This is a genomic window from Nocardia paucivorans NBRC 100373, assembly GCF_000308675.1.
Classification (GTDB): domain Bacteria; phylum Actinomycetota; class Actinomycetes; order Mycobacteriales; family Mycobacteriaceae; genus Nocardia; species Nocardia paucivorans.
This window is the reverse complement of the sequence record NZ_BAGE01000039.1, coordinates 27,434-45,061: the sequence shown is the minus strand read 5'-3', so window position 1 is coordinate 45,061 and position 17,628 is coordinate 27,434. Positions and strand designations below refer to the sequence as shown.

At 65.9% G+C, this 17,628-nt stretch carries 16 protein-coding genes; 8 read left to right on the top strand and 8 right to left on the bottom strand.

The window, feature by feature from the left end; all coding sequences use genetic code 11:
* Window positions 1-393 (bottom strand): helix-turn-helix domain-containing protein, encoded by a 393-nt coding sequence (locus ON32_RS10760; protein WP_040790772.1) that lies wholly within the window; start codon window positions 391-393, stop codon window positions 1-3.
* 232 nt (window positions 394-625) lie between these two features.
* Here ON32_RS10760 and ON32_RS10755 point away from each other — a divergent pair, with 232 nt between their 5' ends.
* The gene (locus ON32_RS10755) at window positions 626-2,014 is read left to right on the top strand and encodes an aspartate aminotransferase family protein (RefSeq protein ID WP_373284290.1); all 1,389 of its coding nucleotides are present in this window, start codon (window positions 626-628) and stop codon (window positions 2,012-2,014) included.
* Between the two features lie 184 nt (window positions 2,015-2,198).
* Window positions 2,199-3,428: an adenosylmethionine decarboxylase gene (gene speD, locus ON32_RS10750; RefSeq protein WP_040790713.1), complete on the top strand. Its 1,230-nt coding sequence runs from the start codon at window positions 2,199-2,201 to the stop codon at window positions 3,426-3,428.
* A 60-nt stretch (window positions 3,429-3,488) separates the two neighbouring features.
* On the opposite strand, the gene ON32_RS10745 is transcribed toward speD, so the two are convergent.
* The 3 genes from ON32_RS10745 to ON32_RS30815 form a co-directional block, all read right to left on the bottom strand.
* A complete protein-coding gene (locus tag ON32_RS10745) occupies window positions 3,489-4,229 on the bottom strand; it encodes an SDR family oxidoreductase (protein WP_040790712.1) in 741 nt (246 codons plus the stop codon).
* 251 nt (window positions 4,230-4,480) lie between these two features.
* Entirely contained in the window at window positions 4,481-6,271 is a 1,791-nt protein-coding gene (locus ON32_RS10740) for a thiamine pyrophosphate-requiring protein (RefSeq protein WP_040790711.1), read from the bottom strand.
* 134 nt (window positions 6,272-6,405) lie between these two features.
* A complete protein-coding gene (locus ON32_RS30815) occupies window positions 6,406-6,744 on the bottom strand; it encodes a hypothetical protein (protein ID WP_051133110.1) in 339 nt (112 codons plus the stop codon).
* 329 nt (window positions 6,745-7,073) lie between these two features.
* Between ON32_RS30815 and ON32_RS10730 the strand changes: the two genes are divergently transcribed.
* From ON32_RS10730 to ON32_RS10715, 4 genes are all read left to right on the top strand, one after another.
* Window positions 7,074-8,225, top strand: a complete 1,152-nt coding sequence (locus tag ON32_RS10730; protein ID WP_245550945.1) for an aminoglycoside phosphotransferase family protein — start codon at window positions 7,074-7,076, stop codon at window positions 8,223-8,225.
* Window positions 8,226-8,428: 203 nt separating this feature from the next.
* Complete coding sequence (locus ON32_RS10725; protein WP_040790709.1) at window positions 8,429-9,688, top strand: cytochrome P450 family protein; 1,260 nt, start codon at window positions 8,429-8,431, stop codon at window positions 9,686-9,688.
* 453 nt (window positions 9,689-10,141) lie between these two features.
* Window positions 10,142-11,224: an alpha/beta hydrolase gene (locus tag ON32_RS10720; protein WP_306307653.1), complete on the top strand. Its 1,083-nt coding sequence runs from the start codon at window positions 10,142-10,144 to the stop codon at window positions 11,222-11,224.
* 197 nt (window positions 11,225-11,421) lie between these two features.
* Window positions 11,422-11,997, top strand: a complete 576-nt coding sequence (locus ON32_RS10715; protein ID WP_040790707.1) for a hemerythrin domain-containing protein — start codon at window positions 11,422-11,424, stop codon at window positions 11,995-11,997.
* A gap of 88 nt (window positions 11,998-12,085) precedes the next feature.
* Here the strand turns inward: ON32_RS10715 and ON32_RS10710 are convergent, their stop codons facing one another.
* Window positions 12,086-12,763 (bottom strand): winged helix-turn-helix transcriptional regulator, encoded by a 678-nt coding sequence (locus ON32_RS10710; protein WP_040790706.1) that lies wholly within the window; start codon window positions 12,761-12,763, stop codon window positions 12,086-12,088.
* Between the two features lie 107 nt (window positions 12,764-12,870).
* Here ON32_RS10710 and ON32_RS10705 point away from each other — a divergent pair, with 107 nt between their 5' ends.
* A complete protein-coding gene (locus ON32_RS10705) occupies window positions 12,871-13,686 on the top strand; it encodes a class I SAM-dependent methyltransferase (RefSeq protein ID WP_040790705.1) in 816 nt (271 codons plus the stop codon).
* Window positions 13,687-13,751: 65 nt separating this feature from the next.
* Here the strand turns inward: ON32_RS10705 and ON32_RS10700 are convergent, their stop codons facing one another.
* From ON32_RS10700 to ON32_RS10690, 3 genes are read right to left on the bottom strand one after another with little or no spacing between them, the layout of a single operon-like run.
* Window positions 13,752-14,777 (bottom strand): sensor histidine kinase, encoded by a 1,026-nt coding sequence (locus ON32_RS10700; RefSeq protein WP_040790704.1) that lies wholly within the window; start codon window positions 14,775-14,777, stop codon window positions 13,752-13,754.
* A complete protein-coding gene (locus tag ON32_RS10695; protein WP_040790703.1) occupies window positions 14,770-15,480 on the bottom strand; it encodes a response regulator transcription factor in 711 nt (236 codons plus the stop codon). Before ON32_RS10695 ends, ON32_RS10700 begins: the two co-directional genes overlap by 8 nt.
* Before the next feature lie 5 nt (window positions 15,481-15,485).
* A complete protein-coding gene (locus ON32_RS10690) occupies window positions 15,486-16,829 on the bottom strand; it encodes a hypothetical protein (protein ID WP_085995166.1) in 1,344 nt (447 codons plus the stop codon).
* Between the two features lie 124 nt (window positions 16,830-16,953).
* On the opposite strand from ON32_RS10690, the gene ON32_RS10685 reads away from it, so the two are divergent.
* Window positions 16,954-17,625 carry a glycosyltransferase family 2 protein gene (locus tag ON32_RS10685; RefSeq protein ID WP_040790702.1) on the top strand — a complete coding sequence of 224 codons (672 nt, stop codon included), beginning with the start codon at window positions 16,954-16,956 and terminating at the stop codon, window positions 17,623-17,625.
* Window positions 17,626-17,628: the final 3 nt, after the last annotated feature.

Below are 17,628 nucleotides of genomic sequence, written 5' to 3'. Positions count from 1 at the left end.
TCAGGCCGCGAGCAATACGGCCTGCGCTCCCGTTCGCGGGATGCGGGAGGGGGCAACGGCCGGCCGGGTCGAGGTGAGGCGCTCTCGACGCAATACCTCCGAGACCTGGCCGGTCAATTCACCCAACGAGGTGCCGAGCGCGCCCGCGAGCGCCGCGATCATCTCACTCGACGGTTCTTTGCGGCCGCGTTCCACCTCGGACAGATACTGCGGCGAGACACCGGCCCGGCCGGCCGTCTCCGCCAATGTTCGGCGCTGCTCCTGGCGCAACTGACGCAGCCGAAGCCCGAGCACTTCACGCCACAGGGGTTCTCGGATGGGTTGCGGCCGCGGTCGCCGGTGCCCCTCGTCGCGTCCACCGGGAATCGACTGCAACGTCGGATGCTCGCCCATGTGGCGGAGTGTACCGGCGCTGCCGGTCGCGCCGCGCCGCGTTCCGCTCTGAGCGGACATCCCGGCTCGGGACACGGCACGGCGCGGCCCTTCGGCCGATGCGATATCGGTGCGATCCCCCGAGGGCGGCGAGGGGACGATCATAGGGAGTTCCCTACTCACCGTTCGACGTCCCGGACTGCCAGCATTCGGTTATTCGCATATAACACACCGCAGGCCGGACCCGGCCCCGATACCCCGCAGGACAGCAACTGTGACTCTTCGCGATCGTGGCGAGAATCCCGCCTCCGAGCACTTGTGGATGCACTTCACCCGTCTCGCCTCGGGAGATGCTGCGGATACAGCGGTGATGGTACGGGGAGAGGGGCCCTACGTTTTCGACTCCACCGGCCGCCGCTATCTCGATGGGCTGTCCGGACTCTTCGTGGTACAGGTCGGCCACGGTCGGCCCGAGCTCGCCGAGGCCGCCGCCCGTCAGGCGAGCGAACTGGCGTACTTCCCCATCTGGTCGTATGCGCATCCACCGGCGATAGAACTGGCCGACCGGCTCGCGGATATGACCCCGGGGGACCTGAACCGGATCTTTTTCACAACGGGTGGTTCCGAGGCCGTCGAAACGGCCTGGAAGCTGGCCCGCGCTTATCACCGACGCACCGGACACCCACTGAAACACAAGGCGATATCCCGCTACGCCTCATATCACGGCACCTCGATGGGCGCCCTCTCGATCACCGGACTCCCCAGTGCGCGTGTCGATTTCGAACCCCTCGTACCCACACCCATTCGCGTTCCCAATACGAATTACTACCGCCGGGACAACCGAGGCCTCACACCGGGCGAATTCGGGCTGTGGGCGGCCGACAAGATCGCCGAGGCCATCGAGCAGGAAGGGCCCGAAACCGTAGCGGCCGTCTTCATCGAGCCGGTCCAGAACTCCGGCGGTTGTATTCCGCCACCTCCCGGCTATCTGCAGCGGGTTCGGGAGATCTGCGACCATTACAACGTCCTGCTCGTTTCGGACGAGGTGATATGTGGATTCGGGCGGCTCGGAGCGGACTTCGGCGCGATACGGTACGACTTCCAACCGGACATCATCACCTGCGCCAAGGGATTGACCTCCGGTTATGCTCCCCTTGGGGCGATGATCGCCCATGATCGGTTGGCCGAACCGTTCATGACGGAACGCGACTGGTTCGCGCACGGATTCACCTACGGTGGGCACCCGGTGGGCGCCGCCGTTGCGCTGACCAATCTCGACATCATCGAAAAAGAGCAGCTGAACGCCCACGTCGAGGCGAACAGCGGCCTCTTCCGGTCCTATCTCGAACGTCTCGCCGATCTTCCTCTGGTGGGAGATATCAGAGGCGACGGGTATTTCTACGGAATCGAGCTGGTGAAGGACAAGGACACGCGCGAGACGTTCGGCGTCGAGGAGAAAGAACGAATTTTTCGCGGATATGTTTCGAAGGCGCTGTTCGAAGGCGGGCTCTACTGCCGTGCGGACGACCGCGGCGATCCGATAATCCAATTGGCCCCACCGCTGATCTGCGGGGAGAGCCACTTCGCGGAAATAGAGGAAGTGCTCAGGACGGTACTCGACGAGGCCGCGAACCTGTTGTAAGGCCGGATTTCCGGCCGAATCGTTCACCGCACACGCGTTTCGCTGTCGGCCGAGCTGCGCCCGATACGTGCATCCCGGTTTCCGATACCGGCGCCTGTGCCGCGGGTCGCCATCCGTGTACTGCAATGATTTACCGCCCCTGACCATGCATGTCTCGGGCGTCGAGGGAGAGTGAGTTGGTGCCATGACGGCGGAATTCACCGGCCGGCACGTGCTGGCCGAGTTCAGTGGTGTCGACGCGGATCTGTGCAACGATCTGAAACGACTCGAAACAGCGTTGCGAGAATCGCTGGTGGGTGCCGATATCACCATCTGCGATATGGTGCACAAACAGTTCGAACCGCAGGGCGTGACCGTCCTGGCGCTGCTGTCGGAATCGCATGCCTCGATCCACACCTATCCCGAATCCGGCGATATCTTCGTCGACGTATTCACCTGCGGCAGTATCGGCTCCAAGGCCGAAAAGGCCGTGGAACTACTGCGGGACGCGTTGTCCCCCGAGGAGATTCGCATGTCCACGGTGCGTAGGGGTCGAGCGGGTCAACGGGTCGAGGAGCCGGTCGGCCCGGGTCTGACCCGAACCTGGAATCTGTCGGAGGTGTTGGTCGACACCCACACCGGCTTCCAACATCTACTCATCGCGCGGACCGAGCAGGGCCTCGGCCTGTTCTCCGACAACGACCGACAGTCCACCGAGTTCTCCCAGCTGACCTATCACGAGGCAATGATGGTCCCCGCCTTCGTGCTGGCCGAGAAACTGGACAATGTGCTCCTCATCGGGTCGGGCGAGGGAGTGGCCGCGCAGATGTCGGTGACGGCCGGCGCCACCCGGGTGGACCACGTCGATATCGACCGAACCGCGGTGCGGTTGTGCGCCGAATACCTACCCTACGGCTACACCCCCGCCGAACTGGCGGCCGCGGTAGAGGGTTCCGGCGCGATCCGCATGCACTATGTCGACGGCTGGGACTTCCTGGCCGAGGCCGAGGCGGAGGGCGTGCGCTACGACATCATCATGATCGATCTGCCCGACGAACGGACAGGGCAAGCCCAGCACAACCGGCTCTATGGGGCGGATTTCCTGCGGCGATGCCGTGCCCTACTCGCTCCCGGAGGCGTACTCGGCGCTCAGGCCGGCTGTGCGACCATGTGGCGCAACGAGACCTTGAAACGCTCCTGGCGGCGTTTCCACGAACAATTCGACACCGTGGTCCACTACGGCAGCGACGAACACGAATGGTCGTTCCTGTTCGGCCTGGTCGAGGCCGTCGATGATCCGGTCTCCCGTATGGTCGACCGCCTCGGGCGCATACCGTACGAAGCCGACACGATAGATGCGCGCGCCCTGATGCGCGGCACGATCGAACCGTATGCGCTGCGGAGAACACCCGTACCGTCCCGACAGCCGGTATGAGTGGCCGGCCGCGGTAGTGGTGCCATCACACGCGGCCGGTCGACCGGTGGTGATCCCGATTCACGAGGTTGCCCGGAGCCAGCTCCGATAGTGCGTGGAGGTCACGTGTGCGTCCGGTCCCGCCAGGAGCGCATCATCGGTGACGGCCGCGAACATACCGGCTGTGGCATCGGTGACGACGGTTCGGTCGTCGTTGCGGGCCGCGAGGGTGATCCTGCCGAGTTCATCGAGGGAGAAGATATCCGGACCCGCGATATCGCGGACGCCGTACAACGGGGCTCCGGTGGAGACCTCCACAACCGCGTCGACAACGTCATCGGCGGCGATCGGCTGGATACGGGTGGTGGGCAGATGGACGGTATCGCCGTCGGTGTTCCAGGACATGATCGCGTCCATGAATTCGAAGAACTGGGTCGCCCGCACGATGGAGTACGGCGTGGGGCCCTGCCGGAGCAGCTCCTCCTGCAAGGCCTTGGCCCGGTAGTAGTCCAACTGCGGCACCCGGTCCACTCCCACGATGGAGAGCACGACCTGATGCCGGACACCGGCACGTTCCCCGGCGGTGAGCAGGTTGTTCGTGGAGATGCGGAAGAAATCCAGAGAGGCCTCGTCGAAGGTCGGCGAGTTGGCCACATTGGTCACCACGTCGACACTCTGTAACGCCCGGTCCAGGCCCTCCCCCGTGATCAGGTCGACGCCGGTTGACGGTGCCGCGGCGACGGCCTCGTGTCCGGCCTCGGTCAGCTTTCGAACCACCCGCGAGCCGATCCGCCCGGTACCACCGATGACAGCGAGCTTCATGATCTCCCCTTTCCGGCGCGCCGTCCGGGCCGCCGAAGTCCCTAGAGGTCGGTTGCACCCGATGTCCACGCATCCTGCGTGCCGAAGAGTGATACAGCCGGGCCCCACGGGGCCGTGCCGGGGTGTACCCGTACCGTCGAGTACTACGCCGATTCCCACTCGGCTTCGGTGCGTCGGTCCGGGCCGGCGGTGGGTGCGGGCCACGCGAGGGTCACCGCCGATACCCGGATCCGACCTCCGGCCACCACGACTCATCGGCGGCCGGAGATGACCTCCTGAGCCTTGGCCTTCGCGCCCTGCGTCAGCAGATGCCAACCTTCGGGGTCGCCGCGCAGTACCGCCTCTGCAGTGGATTTCATCTGCTCCCAGGTGGCGTGCGGTGGAATGGGCGGCATCTCGGGATCACAGCGCACATCGAGGACCGTCGGCCGCTCGGCCGCCAGCGCTCGCCGCCATGCGGGTGCAAGTTCGTTCGGATCCTCGATCGCTATCGCGTCCAGCCCGCAGGTGCGAGCGAGGTCGGCGTAGGAAACCTCCGGGAGGGCCTGCGACTGTTCGAACTTCGGTGCGCCGCCCATCGAACGCAGCTCCCAGGTGACCTGGTTGAGATCGTTGTTGTGGAACACACATACCACCAACCGCGGGTCCGACCACTGTTCGCGGTATCGGTTGATGGTCAGCAACTCGGCCGCGCCGTTCATCTGCATGGCTCCGTCGCCGACGAGGGCGACCACCGGTCGGTCGGGGTGTGCGAATTTCGCGCCGATCGCATAGGGCACACCGCACCCCATGGTGGCCAATGTGCCCGACAGCGAACCGCGCATTCCACCGCGGAAACGCAGACAGCGGGCATACCAGTTGGTGGACGAGCCCGAGTCCGCGGTCACGATGGCATCGGTCGGGATCAGCCGTGACAGCTCCCATACCACCCGCATCGGGTTGACCGGCCTGGCATTCAACAACGACTGGCGTTCGACGGTGTCCCACCAACGGGCCACCTCGGCCTCGATGGTCTCGCGCCAGCTGCGATCGGATTTGCGGTACAGCAGGGGGAGCAGTTCGGTGAGCGTTTCCCTTGCATCACCGACCAGATTGACCTCGGTCGGATAGCGCATGCCGATCAGCGCGCCGTCGATATCGATCTGCACCGCGCGCGCCTGACCGAATTCCGGAAGGAACTGTGAATACGGGAAGTTCGATCCGATGATCAGCAACGTGTCACAGTCGCGCATCAGTTCATAGCTGGGGCGCGTGCCCAGCAGCCCGATCGATCCGGTCACATACGGCAGATCGTCGGGCAGCACATCCTTGCCCAGGAGCGCCTTGGCCACTCCGGCGCCGGTGATCTCGGCGACCTCCATGACCTGCTCGGCGGCGCCGCGGGCGCCCTGACCGATCAGGACCGCCACCCGGGAGCCGCTGTTGAGGACATCTGCGGCCCGTTCGATATCGGCGTGATCGGCGGTGCTCGTGGACCGGAGTTCGTCCGGAGGGCTGGAGGGAACCTGTTTGAACGCGTGCTCGGGCGGCTGGTAGCGCTCCTCCTGCAGATCGGAGGGGATGATCAGCGCCGTGGGGGCGCGGCGGGCCCGCGCGATACGGAAGGCGCGATCCAGCACATTGGGCAACTGGTCGGCGACGTTCACCTCGACCACGTAGTCCGAGGCGACGTCCTTGAACAGGCTTTGCAGATCGACTTCTTGCATATAGTTGCCGCCCATTGCGCTGCGGGCGGTCTGTCCGACGATCGCCACCACGGGAACATGGTCGAGTTTCGCATCGTAGAGCCCGTTGAGCAGGTGGATCGCACCAGGACCGGAAGTGGCGACGCAGACGCCGACCTCCCCGCTGAACTTGGCATAGCCAACCGCCTCGAAGGCGGCCATTTCCTCGTGGCGTGCCTGGACGAAGGCCGGGTCGTTGTCGGCGCGCCCGAAGGCCGCGATCAACCCGTTGATGCCGTCACCCGGATAACCGAAGACGTGCCGCACCCCCCACTCACGCAGTCGTCGCAGGACATAGTCGGCGACCTGATCAGCCATATCGTCCTCCTGTCCGCCTCCGATGGGTCGTCTCCGGCGCGCATACCCGAACGATCGCGTTCCAATCCCACGAAAAGGGGTACCCGGCTTCCGCCGGTCTTCGGGGATGCGCTATCGGCATGAGGTCGGGACGCTCACCGAATGAACACGGCCGTCGGCGCGATCCTTGCGAACATATGCGTAGGAATCGATGAATGGCCCAACGGGTACCGAGGCCATTCGGACCGATCGCTGCCCAGGATGAGGTCGACGAAGTCGAAGCGGACGAAGGAGTCGTCGAAACGCGCCGACACATCGGCGTTCACTGTGGCGAAGGTGGTGTCCGGGCGATGCCGCATACCGTCCGCGAAAGCCCGGAGAATGTGCTGTTCGAAATGCGGTCGAGGATGCGCCGTCGTGATGGACTCGAGAGCTTCCGGAGACAATTCGTCGCGGCCGATGCCCAGCACATCGGTGGCGACACTGCGCCGCACGCTTCGCCCACCGGGATTCGAACATCCGTCGCGTCCCTGTTCCCGGCCTGCGGGCTCGCGGCGTAGACCGGACGGCCGCGTCGACAACCCGGATGCGCCGAAGGCGGCGATATCGCCGATGGATCCGATCTCACCGCCGGAACGACGCGCCCGGCCTCTCCACCGGCGTCAAACGTCCACAATCGCCGTTTTCTCGCGAAATACATTGGATGGCTGTACGATTCGGTGCCGATATGGCCTGCATGGCCGAAATTCCAGGGTCGGCCAACCCTAGGCAGTTTCGCCGTATCCGGAATCGAGGCAGGAAGATGAACCACAAACTCTGGCTGATGGGACGCTCTGTCACGGTCGGGGGCCATATGCTCCGCGAATCGATCACCCGTCCCAAGGCCCGCACCATCGACGATGTCCCGGTCTCGGGTGAGTCGCTCACCCCCGAGTGGTTGACCGCCGTCCTGTGCCGTGATGTCCCGGACGCCGAGGTGCTCTCGTTCTCCACCACCAACGGCAGCCGCGGCACCTCCACCCGGGTGGCGATTCGGGTCGAGTACAACGAGGCAGGTGTCGAGGCGGGGCTGCCGACGGCGCTGTTCGCGAAGACCACGACGGCCTTCTCCCAGCGCATCCTGCTCGGCGGTGGGAAGATGATCGACGGTGAGACCCGCTTCTTCCGGGACTTCCGACCCGAGGTCGAGATGGAGGCGCCGATCGGCTACTGGGGGGCGGCCGACCCCGCATCGTGGCGATCGATAGCCCTGATGGAGGATATCGCCGAGACCCGCGGCGCCGAATTCGTCGAACCGAACGCGCCGATCGCCCGCGACCAGATGGAAGATCTGGTGCGCAATCTCGCCCGGCTCCACGGCACGTTCTGGGAGCACCCGTCCATCAAGGTCCTCAAAACCACGAACGAGGCGCTCGAGGCGTATCTCGCCGCGATCGATATGAAGAAACGCTGCGAGGTGGGTCTGCGGCGCGCCCAAGAGGTCATCCCCGAATCCCTACACGGCCGCAGCGACCGATTGTGGGCGGGCGTCGCCCGGGCCGTCGATCTCGCGACCAACGGTCTACCGCAGACCCTGCTGCACGGCGACCCGCATATCGGGCAGACCTATGTGACCGCCGACGGACGGATGGGATTCGTCGACTGGCAGGTGGTGATGCGCGGTGGTTGGGCGCACGATTTCGCCTACACCGTCAATTCCGGTTGCGAACCAGAAGACCGCCGGGCGTGGGACCGTGATCTGCTGACGGCCTACCTGGACGAGTTGAAACGTGTTTCAGGACAGGCGCCGTCGTTCGACGAGGCCTGGCTCGCCTATCGTCAGCAGTCCATGTTCGCCTACGCGGCCTGGGCGTTCACCATCGGTCGGGCCTCCTATCAACCCAAGATGCAATCCGAGGAGACCTGTTTGACCTTGTTGCGTCGCATTACCACCGCCATCGACGACAACGATTCACTGGGGGCGCTCGAGGTCTGAACCCGTATATTCCACACGGTGACGGGCGTACCCGAAAAAGATTCGGCAGAGCTGGTTTTCGCTCTGGTTCTCCGTTCGGGGTAGATCGCTATACCATCGATCGGTCCCCGCCGGGCCGGGGCGAGGCGCTCTCCGGAGTAGTGACCCGGCGTGGGGCGGCAAGTCCGAAAACTACTGCCACACAACATTTTTGGAGTCCTCTTTTGAGTACGCCCCCAACCTGGGCGCAGGATCACGCGTGCCCGGTCGTCCATGGTTCCCCCATCGATTCCGACGGTCCGCGAGTACCGCTGTACACGCCGGAGTTCGCCGCCGACCCACACCGCTTCTACCGCGAGATGCGAAGTCGCTTCGGCTCCCTGGCGCCGGTGGAACTGGCTCCCGATGTACCCGCCACCCTGGTGATCGGGTACAGCACCGCTGTGCGGATCCTCAACGATCCCGAACATTTCCCCGCAGATCCCCGGATATGGCAGAAGGACATTCCCGCCGACTGCCCCATCCTTCCGCTGCTGGAATGGCGCCCCATGGCGAGCCGAAACGCCGGGGCGGACTTCGTCCGCTACCGGAAGGCCATCACCGCGAGTATCGACGCGGTGGATCTCTACGCCATGCACGATGTGGTGGAACGCATCGCCACTCCGCTGATCAACAGCTTCTGTCAGGAAGGTCGCGCAGAACTGATCGGTCAGTACGTCTTTCCGCTGACCTTCGAGACCGTCAATGTCATGCTCGGCTGTCCACCGGAAATCGGCCGGCAGGTCGCCGCCGGCACGGCCGCGCTGCTCGAGGGTGTCGACGCCGAGGAGGGCAACCGCCTACTCAACGAGGCACTGGCGAAACTGGTGGCGCTCAAACACGAGGCACCCGGAAACGATATAACCTCCGTACTGCTGCGACATCCGTCCGAGCTCGACGATGTGGAGGTGTCGCACCACGTCTCCCAGGTCTACGGCACGGGAATCGAGTTCGAGCTGAACTTGATCGTCAACACGCTGCTGCTCATCCTCACCGATCACCGGTTCGGCGACAGCGTGTTGGGCGGCAACCTGTCCTCCCGCGACGCCCTCGACGAGGTTCTGTTCAACGACCCCCCGTTGGCAAATCTGCTGATCACCTATCCGCGGCAACCGATCCTCGTCGACAATGTCTGGCTGCCCGCCCATCAGCCGGTGGTGATCAGCATGGCCGCCTGCAACAACGATCCCACCATTCGCTCCTCCGAGCTCGCGGGCAACCGGTCCCACCTGGCCTGGGGCATCGGCCCCCACGCGTGTCCGGCGCAATCCCTGGCCTATCTCGTGGCCCAGGGCGCCATCGACCAGCTCCTCGACGCACTACCCGAGATGCGTCTGGACCTACCCGACGACACGCCCGTCTGGCGGCCGGGACCGTTCCACCGGGCCCTGACCGCCCTACCCGTCGTCTTCCCGCCCTCCGCTCCGTTGAACACATCGGCCTGATCGGACGGCCGGACTCGGCGGCCGTAGGTCTTTTCCGACCTCCCCGAATTGTGGGAGCCCGGTGAAGCGCTCGACGGGGATGTCCCACCGGGCACCGATACCGCCCCGGGTAGCCGGGATGCGGCATTCCTCGAAGCAGCGCCGATCGAAGGAAAGACGGGTCGACAACGGGGTCGACTCGTTTTTCATCGGCGACGGCAGGATTGTCGAACGAACCGTCCGTTGCCCGGCGCGCCATGAACGGACACGTGTCGATCGACCCGGGTGGTCGACGCGCGATGTGATCCGACACCGCGGCCGTCCTAACCACGTTGTTGTCACCGATACCAGGCGGCGACGCGACCGGCCGGTATCCGTACCAAAAAATCCCGACCACGCCACACCCTCGAATGTTCTCGCCTACCCTCGCCTCGACCGGACCGATCCCGTTCGAATGAGAGGTACGAGGTGGCCGTGGCGACCGAACGGGGCACACGCCGCGCGATATCGGTGATCGTATCGGTGTTGATCGGGGCGCTGCTGAGCACGGGCCATCCCGCCCCGGCCGCCCGGCCGGATTCCGGGGCACCACCCGCGGTACTCGCACAACGATCCGCGCGTCCCGCCCCCGACGGTTCTCGAATTCTCGCGGTGACCCAGGGACCGGGACGAGTACTCGAATTATCGGTGCATTCCGCGGCGATGCGGCGGTCGATATCCGTCCAGGTCGTTCCCGCCCCGGACGATTCGTCCCCGGCTCCCGTGCTGTATCTGCTCAATGGAGTGGACGGCGGCACCGCGTCCGAGGGATGGCGGGCCGGGAAGAACTGGTTCACCGAAACCGATGCGATCGACTTCCTCGCCGACACTCAGGTCACCATGGTGATGCCGGTCGGCGGCGCGGGTTCCTTCTACGCCGACTGGCGAGCCGACGACCCTGTGCTGGGCCGACAGCGCTGGACCACCTTCCTCACCCAGGAACTGCCGCCGATCATCGACTCCGCGTTCCGCGGCACCGGGGACAATGCCGCCGTCGGTCTGTCCATGTCGGGTGCGGCGGTATTACGGCTCGCGACGGCCGCACCCGATCGGTATCGGGGGATCGCATCCTTCAGCGGCTGTGTGCGTACCGGCGATGCGCCGGGTATGGCCCTGGTGCAGGCCATCGTGGCCGGTCATCACGGCGACCCGCGCAATCTGTGGGGCCCACCCGACGACCCCGCCTGGTCCGCCAACGACCCCTACCTTCATGCCGACCGGCTTCGGGGCACCACCGTCTACGTGGCGACCGGCACCGGACGCCCGGGACCCTACGACACCCCGGACGGCCCAGGGGCCCGGAAAGACCCATTCGAACTCGCCGATCGACTCGTCGTGGGCGGGGCGCTGGAAACCGTCACCCACCTGTGCACACGACAGTTGCGGGATCGATTCGCGGAGCTCGGCGTCCCCGCCGTTTTCGACTTCCGGGCCACAGGAACGCATTCCTGGCCCTATTGGCAGCAGGACTTGCACAATGCCTGGCCGGTGCTCGGCCGCGCACTCGGTGTCGGGTAGACGCCGCGGGTGCGGCCCGCCCGGTCGTCCGTACCTCGCCTCTGTTTTCACCTCACCGGTTTGGACGGTTCCGGGCCGGGTAGGCGCTGGGCGGACAGTCCATGGTTCGAACACTGATCGACGCGGGAAGCAGCGGATCGCTCGACCGCCATCGGGTTCGGCAACGAACCCGCCATCGAACGTAGTGAGGAGTTCCCATGACCGCCCAGTCGCCCGACGTGATCGATATCCTCACCCACGATCACCGTGAAGTGGAGCGCATGTTCGCCGAGCTGGAGACCCTGTTGGGGTCACAGAGCACGGAGGCCCGCGACCGGTGCAAGGATCTGACCGAGCAGGTCACCATCGAACTGGTACGACATTCCGTCGCCGAGGAGGCCGAGGTTTATCCGGCGGTCAAGAAGAAGGTGAGTGAAACGGAGGCCGAACAGGCCAAACACGAGCACGCCGAAGCGGAAGAGACGATGAAGCGGCTGGAACGGCTGCAACCGGACGATCCGCGGTTCGAAGGCGAGTTGATGACGCTGATGCAGGAGATCCGCACGCATGTGGCGGAAGAAGAACAGGTGATGTTCCCGCATATGCGCAATATCTTCACCCCTGCCGAGCTCGTCGAACTCGGGCAGCGGGTGGAGCGGATCAAGCGGGTCGCGCCGACCCGACCGCACCCGGCGGCGCCGGATGCGCCACCCGGAGACAAGATACTCGGTCCGGTGACCGGTCTGCTCGACCGGATGCGCGACGCGGTCACCCACCGCGGCACCGACGGCTGAGCATCGTCGGCGTGACGATATCGAGTTCGGTCGGATACCGTGACCGGTTCGGCCGGTGGACCGGTGAGCTATCCCGGCCCCGGCAGGATCAGCGGGGGCGAGGCACGGCCGCCAGGGTCGATTGGCCGATCCACACCGGCACCTCCCGACGGACCGAAACGGGACCGATCACATCGATCGTCCGCTGTTGCAGGGCGCCGGCCCAACTCCTGATCCCGCACCAGACCTCGGTGAGGGTGCGCAGCGAGGTCCGCACCGTGGCCGTGATATCGAAACCGGGGTCGTAGTCGCATATCTGCGCCCGACCCTGGTCTACCACGATCCACCAGCGGGACGCCCGGCCTCCCACATCCGAGAACTCGAGGGCGAGCACCGTGCGTCCGGACGGCCACGCGGTCACCGGCATGGTGCGCCGGATATCCCACAACAGCAGATGGGGGTCCAGATCCTGGGAACCGAGTTCACCGATCCACCGGGTCGCCCAGACACCGAGGGCCTCCACGACGGTCGAGAGTTCCTCACCCGCAGGCGTCAGCACATAGGCGGTTCGGCCGGTCGGATCGACTTCGCGGCGCAGCACCCCGGCCCTCTCCAACGACCGCAACCGACGGGACAGCAGCGCGGGCGACATTCTGGGGTTGCCGCGTCGCAGCTCGTTGAAATGCCGGCTGCCCAGCAACAACTCTCGCACGACGAGCAGCGTCCAACGCTCGTCGAGCACCTCCAGAGCCTTCGCGACCGGGCAGTATTCCCCGTAACCGGACACAACACCAGTACACCACCACGGGTACGAGCGGTACAGATATTGAACTGGCGGGCGCCACTCGCGGCGGCGGATTCTGAGTTATCGGCCCTACCGAGAAGGAGTATCCGATGGCCCGGACCGCCTCCCCCGATATCAAGAGCAAACACCGCGCCATGTGGGCGTTGGGCGACTACCCACGTGTGGCCGACGTCGTGATACCCGAGCTCGGCCGCCGTCTCGTACAGGCCTGTTCCCTCGGCCCGGGGCTGCGGGTGCTCGACGTCGCGGCCGGCAGCGGGAACGCCGCCATTCCCGCCGCCGAAACCGGCGCGGACGTGGTGGCCAGTGACCTGACCCCGGAACTGCTCGAGGTGGGACGCCGTATCGCGACCGGACGCGGCGTCGAACTCACCTGGCAGCAGGGCGACGCCGAGGCCCTGCCCTACCCCTATGCCGATTTCGATGTCGTCATTTCCTGTGTGGGCGTCATGTTTGCACCGTTCCATCAGGCTGCCGCCGACGAACTGCTCCGGGTCACCCGACCGGGTGGCACCATCGGGCTGATCAACTGGACACCCACCGGTTTCATCGGCCGGATGTTCGCCGCGATGAAGCCGTACGCTCCACCACCACCGCCCGGCGCGCAACCACCCCCGCTGTGGGGCGAGGAAAACCATGTCCGCGAACTACTGGGGGATCAGGTCACCGATCTCGAATTCCGGCGCGAGCACGCGGTCGTCGATCGTTTCGCCAATGGCGACGAGTTCCGCGATTTCTTCAAGACCAACTACGGTCCCACGGTCGCCGTATATCGCTCACTGGCCGACCAACCCGAACGCACCGCCCGGCTGGACCGGGAGCTCACCGACCTCGCCCACACGCACGATCTCGGCAATGGCCGAATGGAATGGGAATATCTGCTGGTCATCGCGCATCGCGCCTGATTCCGCGCGGTAACCCGCGGTAACCCGCGGTAACCCGCGGTAACCTTGGCCTTGGGAATCGACACTCACCTCGGACCCACCGGTAATCGGATCTCGAAGCGGCAGCCGACCGCGCGATTGGCCGCGGTCACGGTCCCGCGATGGGCCGCCATCAATCCGGCCGCTATGGCCAGGCCCATACCGCTGCCGGTGGGCACACCATTGTCCGCGACGGGTGAGCGGGCCGCGGTTCCGCGATAGGCGATCTCGAAGACGCGCGGCAGATCGGCCTCGGCGATACCGGGACCGGTGTCGTCGACCCGAACCCATACGTATTCGTCGTCACAACCGGCGGAGATGATGACCCGGCCACCGGGAGGAGTATGGGCGACGGCATTCGTCACGAGATTGGTCAGCACCCGAACGAGGGCGTGATCGTTGGCCCATACCTCGAGCCGGGTCGGGGGCTGCTCGGCGATCAACTCCACCGCGGCGCGGTCGGCGGACGCGCGAGTGGCGGCATATACCTCGTCCACGAGTTCACGCAGGTCGACGGACTCGAAGTCGAGTCGCAGCGCCCCGGCGGAGATCTTCGACATTTCGAACAAATCGTCCACCATACGGGACAGGCGATGAGTTTCCCGACCGATCCGCTCGGCGTAGCGCGCGATATCGGACGGATCGGCGACCACTCCGTCCGACAGGGCCTCGGTCATGGCGCGAATACCGGCCAGCGGGGTGCGCAGATCATGGCTCACCCAGGCGACCAACTCACGTCGGGATTGTTCGGCCGCCCTTTCCTGCTCGCGGGCCTGTTTCTCCCACACCGTCTTTCGGGCCTGATCCCGGCCGAGCAGGATGGCGGCGGGCACGGTGACGGCGGCCACCACGATCAACACGATGGAGGTGCGCCGGAATTCCGCGGTGAACATCAGACCGCTCACACCGGTGATCCCGGCGAGGGTGGCGAGGGTGGGGATGAGAACGAGAACCGCCATGCTCGCGGTGAGGGAACGGTCCCGCAGGGCATTCAGGGCCAGGGCGCCGAGGATCACCACGGGCAGACAACACACGAGGGTGAAACCGATGACCTCGGCGAGATCCTCAGGCATCGGACGTCCCGGTCACCGACTCCGTACGGCCCCATACGTAGCCGCGCCCCCACACCGTGTCGATACGGTGCCGACCGCCGAGTTTGGCGCGCAAACGTTTGATGTGCACGGTGACGGTGGACAGATCACCGAAATTCCAACCCCATACCCGTTCCAACAGTTCCTCTCGACCGTAGACCTGTCCGGGGTGGCGAAGTAGATAGGCCAGCAGGTCGAATTCGCGCGGGGTGAGCGATACGGGCGCGCCGTCGACCAGTACCAGGTGGGCGGCGGGGTGCAGCTCGATCGCGCCGTCGCGGAGTACGGCGGATTCCGGCGCGGGTGCGCGACGGGCGCGGCGCAGGACCGAGGCCACCCGCAGGGCCAGCTCACGAGGGCTGAACGGTTTGGTGACATAGTCGTCGGCGCCGGCCTCCAAACCGAGCACTCGGTCGTCCTCGTCGCCGAGGGCGGTGAGCAGGATGATGGGAATGTCCGGACGAACGCTCGAGCGCACCATCCTGCAGATATCGATACCGTTCGGCTCCGGCATCATCACATCCAGAACGGCCAACTCCACCTGTTCGCCGGAATCTCCTCCGGTCAAGGCGGCGACAGCCGCTGTTCCCTCACCGGTTTCCACCACGCGCAGACCGTCGTGTTCGAGGTAGCGGCGGACCACTTCCCGCACCACCGGGTCGTCGTCGGCGATCAGAATGGACATCGACCTCACCAGTTCGTCATCAGCAGGTGAACGAGTACCAGGGTGCCCAGTGCCTGTACCGCGAGCCAGACCCGGGTATCGCGATAGGGGAGAAAACCCGGCGCCGCGAGCAGCCACATATCGAACGGAAGCCAGATGCGCTCGGTCTCGGCTTTGCTGAGCCCACTCGCATCCGCGAGCAGGATGGCGCTCACACCGGCGGCGACCAGGAGCGCCGCCGGATCGAGGCCACGCAGCCGGGCCGGCCGGAGGGCACGGGGCACGGCGGCGGCCACCGCGAGACCGACCGCGCACACCGTGGCGGCGAGATTGCCCCACCACCAGTAGCCGAACGGCCTGGTCTTCGCTATGCCCTGGTAGTAGCGCTGCACCACCAGGTGATATCCGTCGAACCACCAGAATCCGGCCGCGGTGAACACCGCGACCACGAGCAACGCGCCGAGCACCGCCGGCAGCAGGGGACGCCACGTCCGGGCCGCGACGAGAACGGCCACGGCCGGTAGCGCCATCAATACCAGCCCGTAGCTGAGGTAGATGCCCAGACCGAACAGGGTCCCGGCGGCCACGGCGAACGGCACCATCGCTCTCGTCGCTCGGGTGGCCATGGCCAGCAGGGCAACCGCCCAGGTGGTGACCCCGGCGAACATCGCGTCCGCGGAGACCGCGATCCAGACGGCGGCCGGAGCCAAGGCCAGGAACGGTAGGGCGGCCCGAGCATGCGCCTCGGCACCGAGCGCCCGCAGGGCAACCGCAACCGCGACAACGGCACTGCATCCGATCAGCGTGCACACCACCCCCGCCCAGGTGGCTCCTCCGAGACCGATCCGGTCGAGCAGCACGAAGAACAGCAACGCCCCGGGTGGGTGCCCGGACACGTGGGTGGTCCAGGAATCGGGCCGGAAATCCAGGATCCGATCGGCGAAACCGCGCAGCATGGCCGGGATATCGGTGACACCACCGACCTCGAACAGATACTCGTTGGGATCCTCGAATCGGTGAACGAACCCACGCTCCCACCCGTCCACCAGGGCCAGGGAGAAGGTCCAGGCGAGCGCCACGACATAGGCGAGACCCAGCAGGGGACGCCAGGCAAGTCGGGCCGCCACCGCCGACCCCGAGGTCACCACGGCCACCGCCACCCCGACGGCGGGGACCGACCCCCAACCGATATGCGGCAGCCAGTGCCCGAAGATCGGTGCGGCGGCGGCGTACAACGATTCGCGCCAGTGTTCGCCGGCCGTTCGCGGGACGACGAATGCCACCGCGACCAGCAGCGCTGCCGCCGCCGCGCCGATCAGGTCGCCGCGTATCCGAGATCGCGGTCTGGCCGTGTCGATCAACTCCTGCACATCGGTCACCCTAGGTCGCGTCGAGGGGAGAAAAACCCGAATACGTGCCCGTTCGCGACGATGTCATGGTTTCGTCACAAGTTTTTCCGGCATTCCGCGGCTGCGGGAGCCTAGCGTCTCCACCATGACCACGGACAACTCCGAACCAGGCGAGGTGACCGTCGTGATTCCGTGCCGCAACGAAGCCGAGGCGTTGCCAGGGGTCCTCGCGGCCATCCCGGACGGATACCACCCACTCGTTGTGGACAACGGATCGACCGACACCACCGCGACCGTGGCTCGGGCCGGCGGCGCCACCGTGATCGCCGAGGACCGACCCGGATACGGTGCGGCCGTTCAGGCCGGGGTGGCGGCGGCGCGCACCGAACTGGTCGCGGTGCTGGACGGGGACGGCTCGATGGATCCCGCCGATCTACCGAAACTGGTGGCGGCGGTACGCGATGGGGCCGATCTGGCGGTGGGTCGGCGGCGACCGGCCGCCGCGGGGGTGTGGCCGTGGCATGCCCGTTTGGGTAATCGGCTGGTCGCGCGGCGGCTGCGGCGACGGTACGGGCTACCGGTCCACGATATAGGCGCCATGCGGGTGGCGGCGCGGGAGCGGCTGCAGTCGTTGGGACCGTTGCACAATCGATTCGGCTATCCCCTGGAGCTGCTCATGCGGGCCTCGGCTGCCGGATGGGTGGTGGTCGAACGCGATATCGACTACCGCCCCCGGGCCGGTGGGGTGTCGAAAGTATCCGGATCGTGGCGTGGTTCGGTACGCGCCACCCGGGATTTCCTGGCGGTACTGCAATGAGTG

Excerpts from the sequence above, each read along its gene's own strand:
- ON32_RS10760 (WP_040790772.1), bottom strand. The coding sequence starts at position 393 with ATGGGCGAGCATCCGACGTTGCAGTCGATTCCCGGTGGACGCGACGAG.
- speD (WP_040790713.1), top strand. The coding sequence starts at position 2,199 with ATGACGGCGGAATTCACCGGCCGGCACGTGCTGGCCGAGTTCAGTGGT.
- ON32_RS10745 (WP_040790712.1), bottom strand. The coding sequence starts at position 4,229 with ATGAAGCTCGCTGTCATCGGTGGTACCGGGCGGATCGGCTCGCGGGTG.
- ON32_RS10740 (WP_040790711.1), bottom strand. The coding sequence starts at position 6,271 with ATGGCTGATCAGGTCGCCGACTATGTCCTGCGACGACTGCGTGAGTGG.
- ON32_RS10730 (WP_245550945.1), top strand. The coding sequence starts at position 7,074 with ATGGGACGCTCTGTCACGGTCGGGGGCCATATGCTCCGCGAATCGATC.
- ON32_RS10715 (WP_040790707.1), top strand. The coding sequence starts at position 11,422 with ATGACCGCCCAGTCGCCCGACGTGATCGATATCCTCACCCACGATCAC.
- ON32_RS10705 (WP_040790705.1), top strand. The coding sequence starts at position 12,871 with ATGGCCCGGACCGCCTCCCCCGATATCAAGAGCAAACACCGCGCCATG.
- ON32_RS10700 (WP_040790704.1), bottom strand. The coding sequence starts at position 14,777 with ATGCCTGAGGATCTCGCCGAGGTCATCGGTTTCACCCTCGTGTGTTGT.
- ON32_RS10695 (WP_040790703.1), bottom strand. The coding sequence starts at position 15,480 with ATGTCCATTCTGATCGCCGACGACGACCCGGTGGTGCGGGAAGTGGTC.
- ON32_RS10685 (WP_040790702.1), top strand. The coding sequence starts at position 16,954 with ATGACCACGGACAACTCCGAACCAGGCGAGGTGACCGTCGTGATTCCG.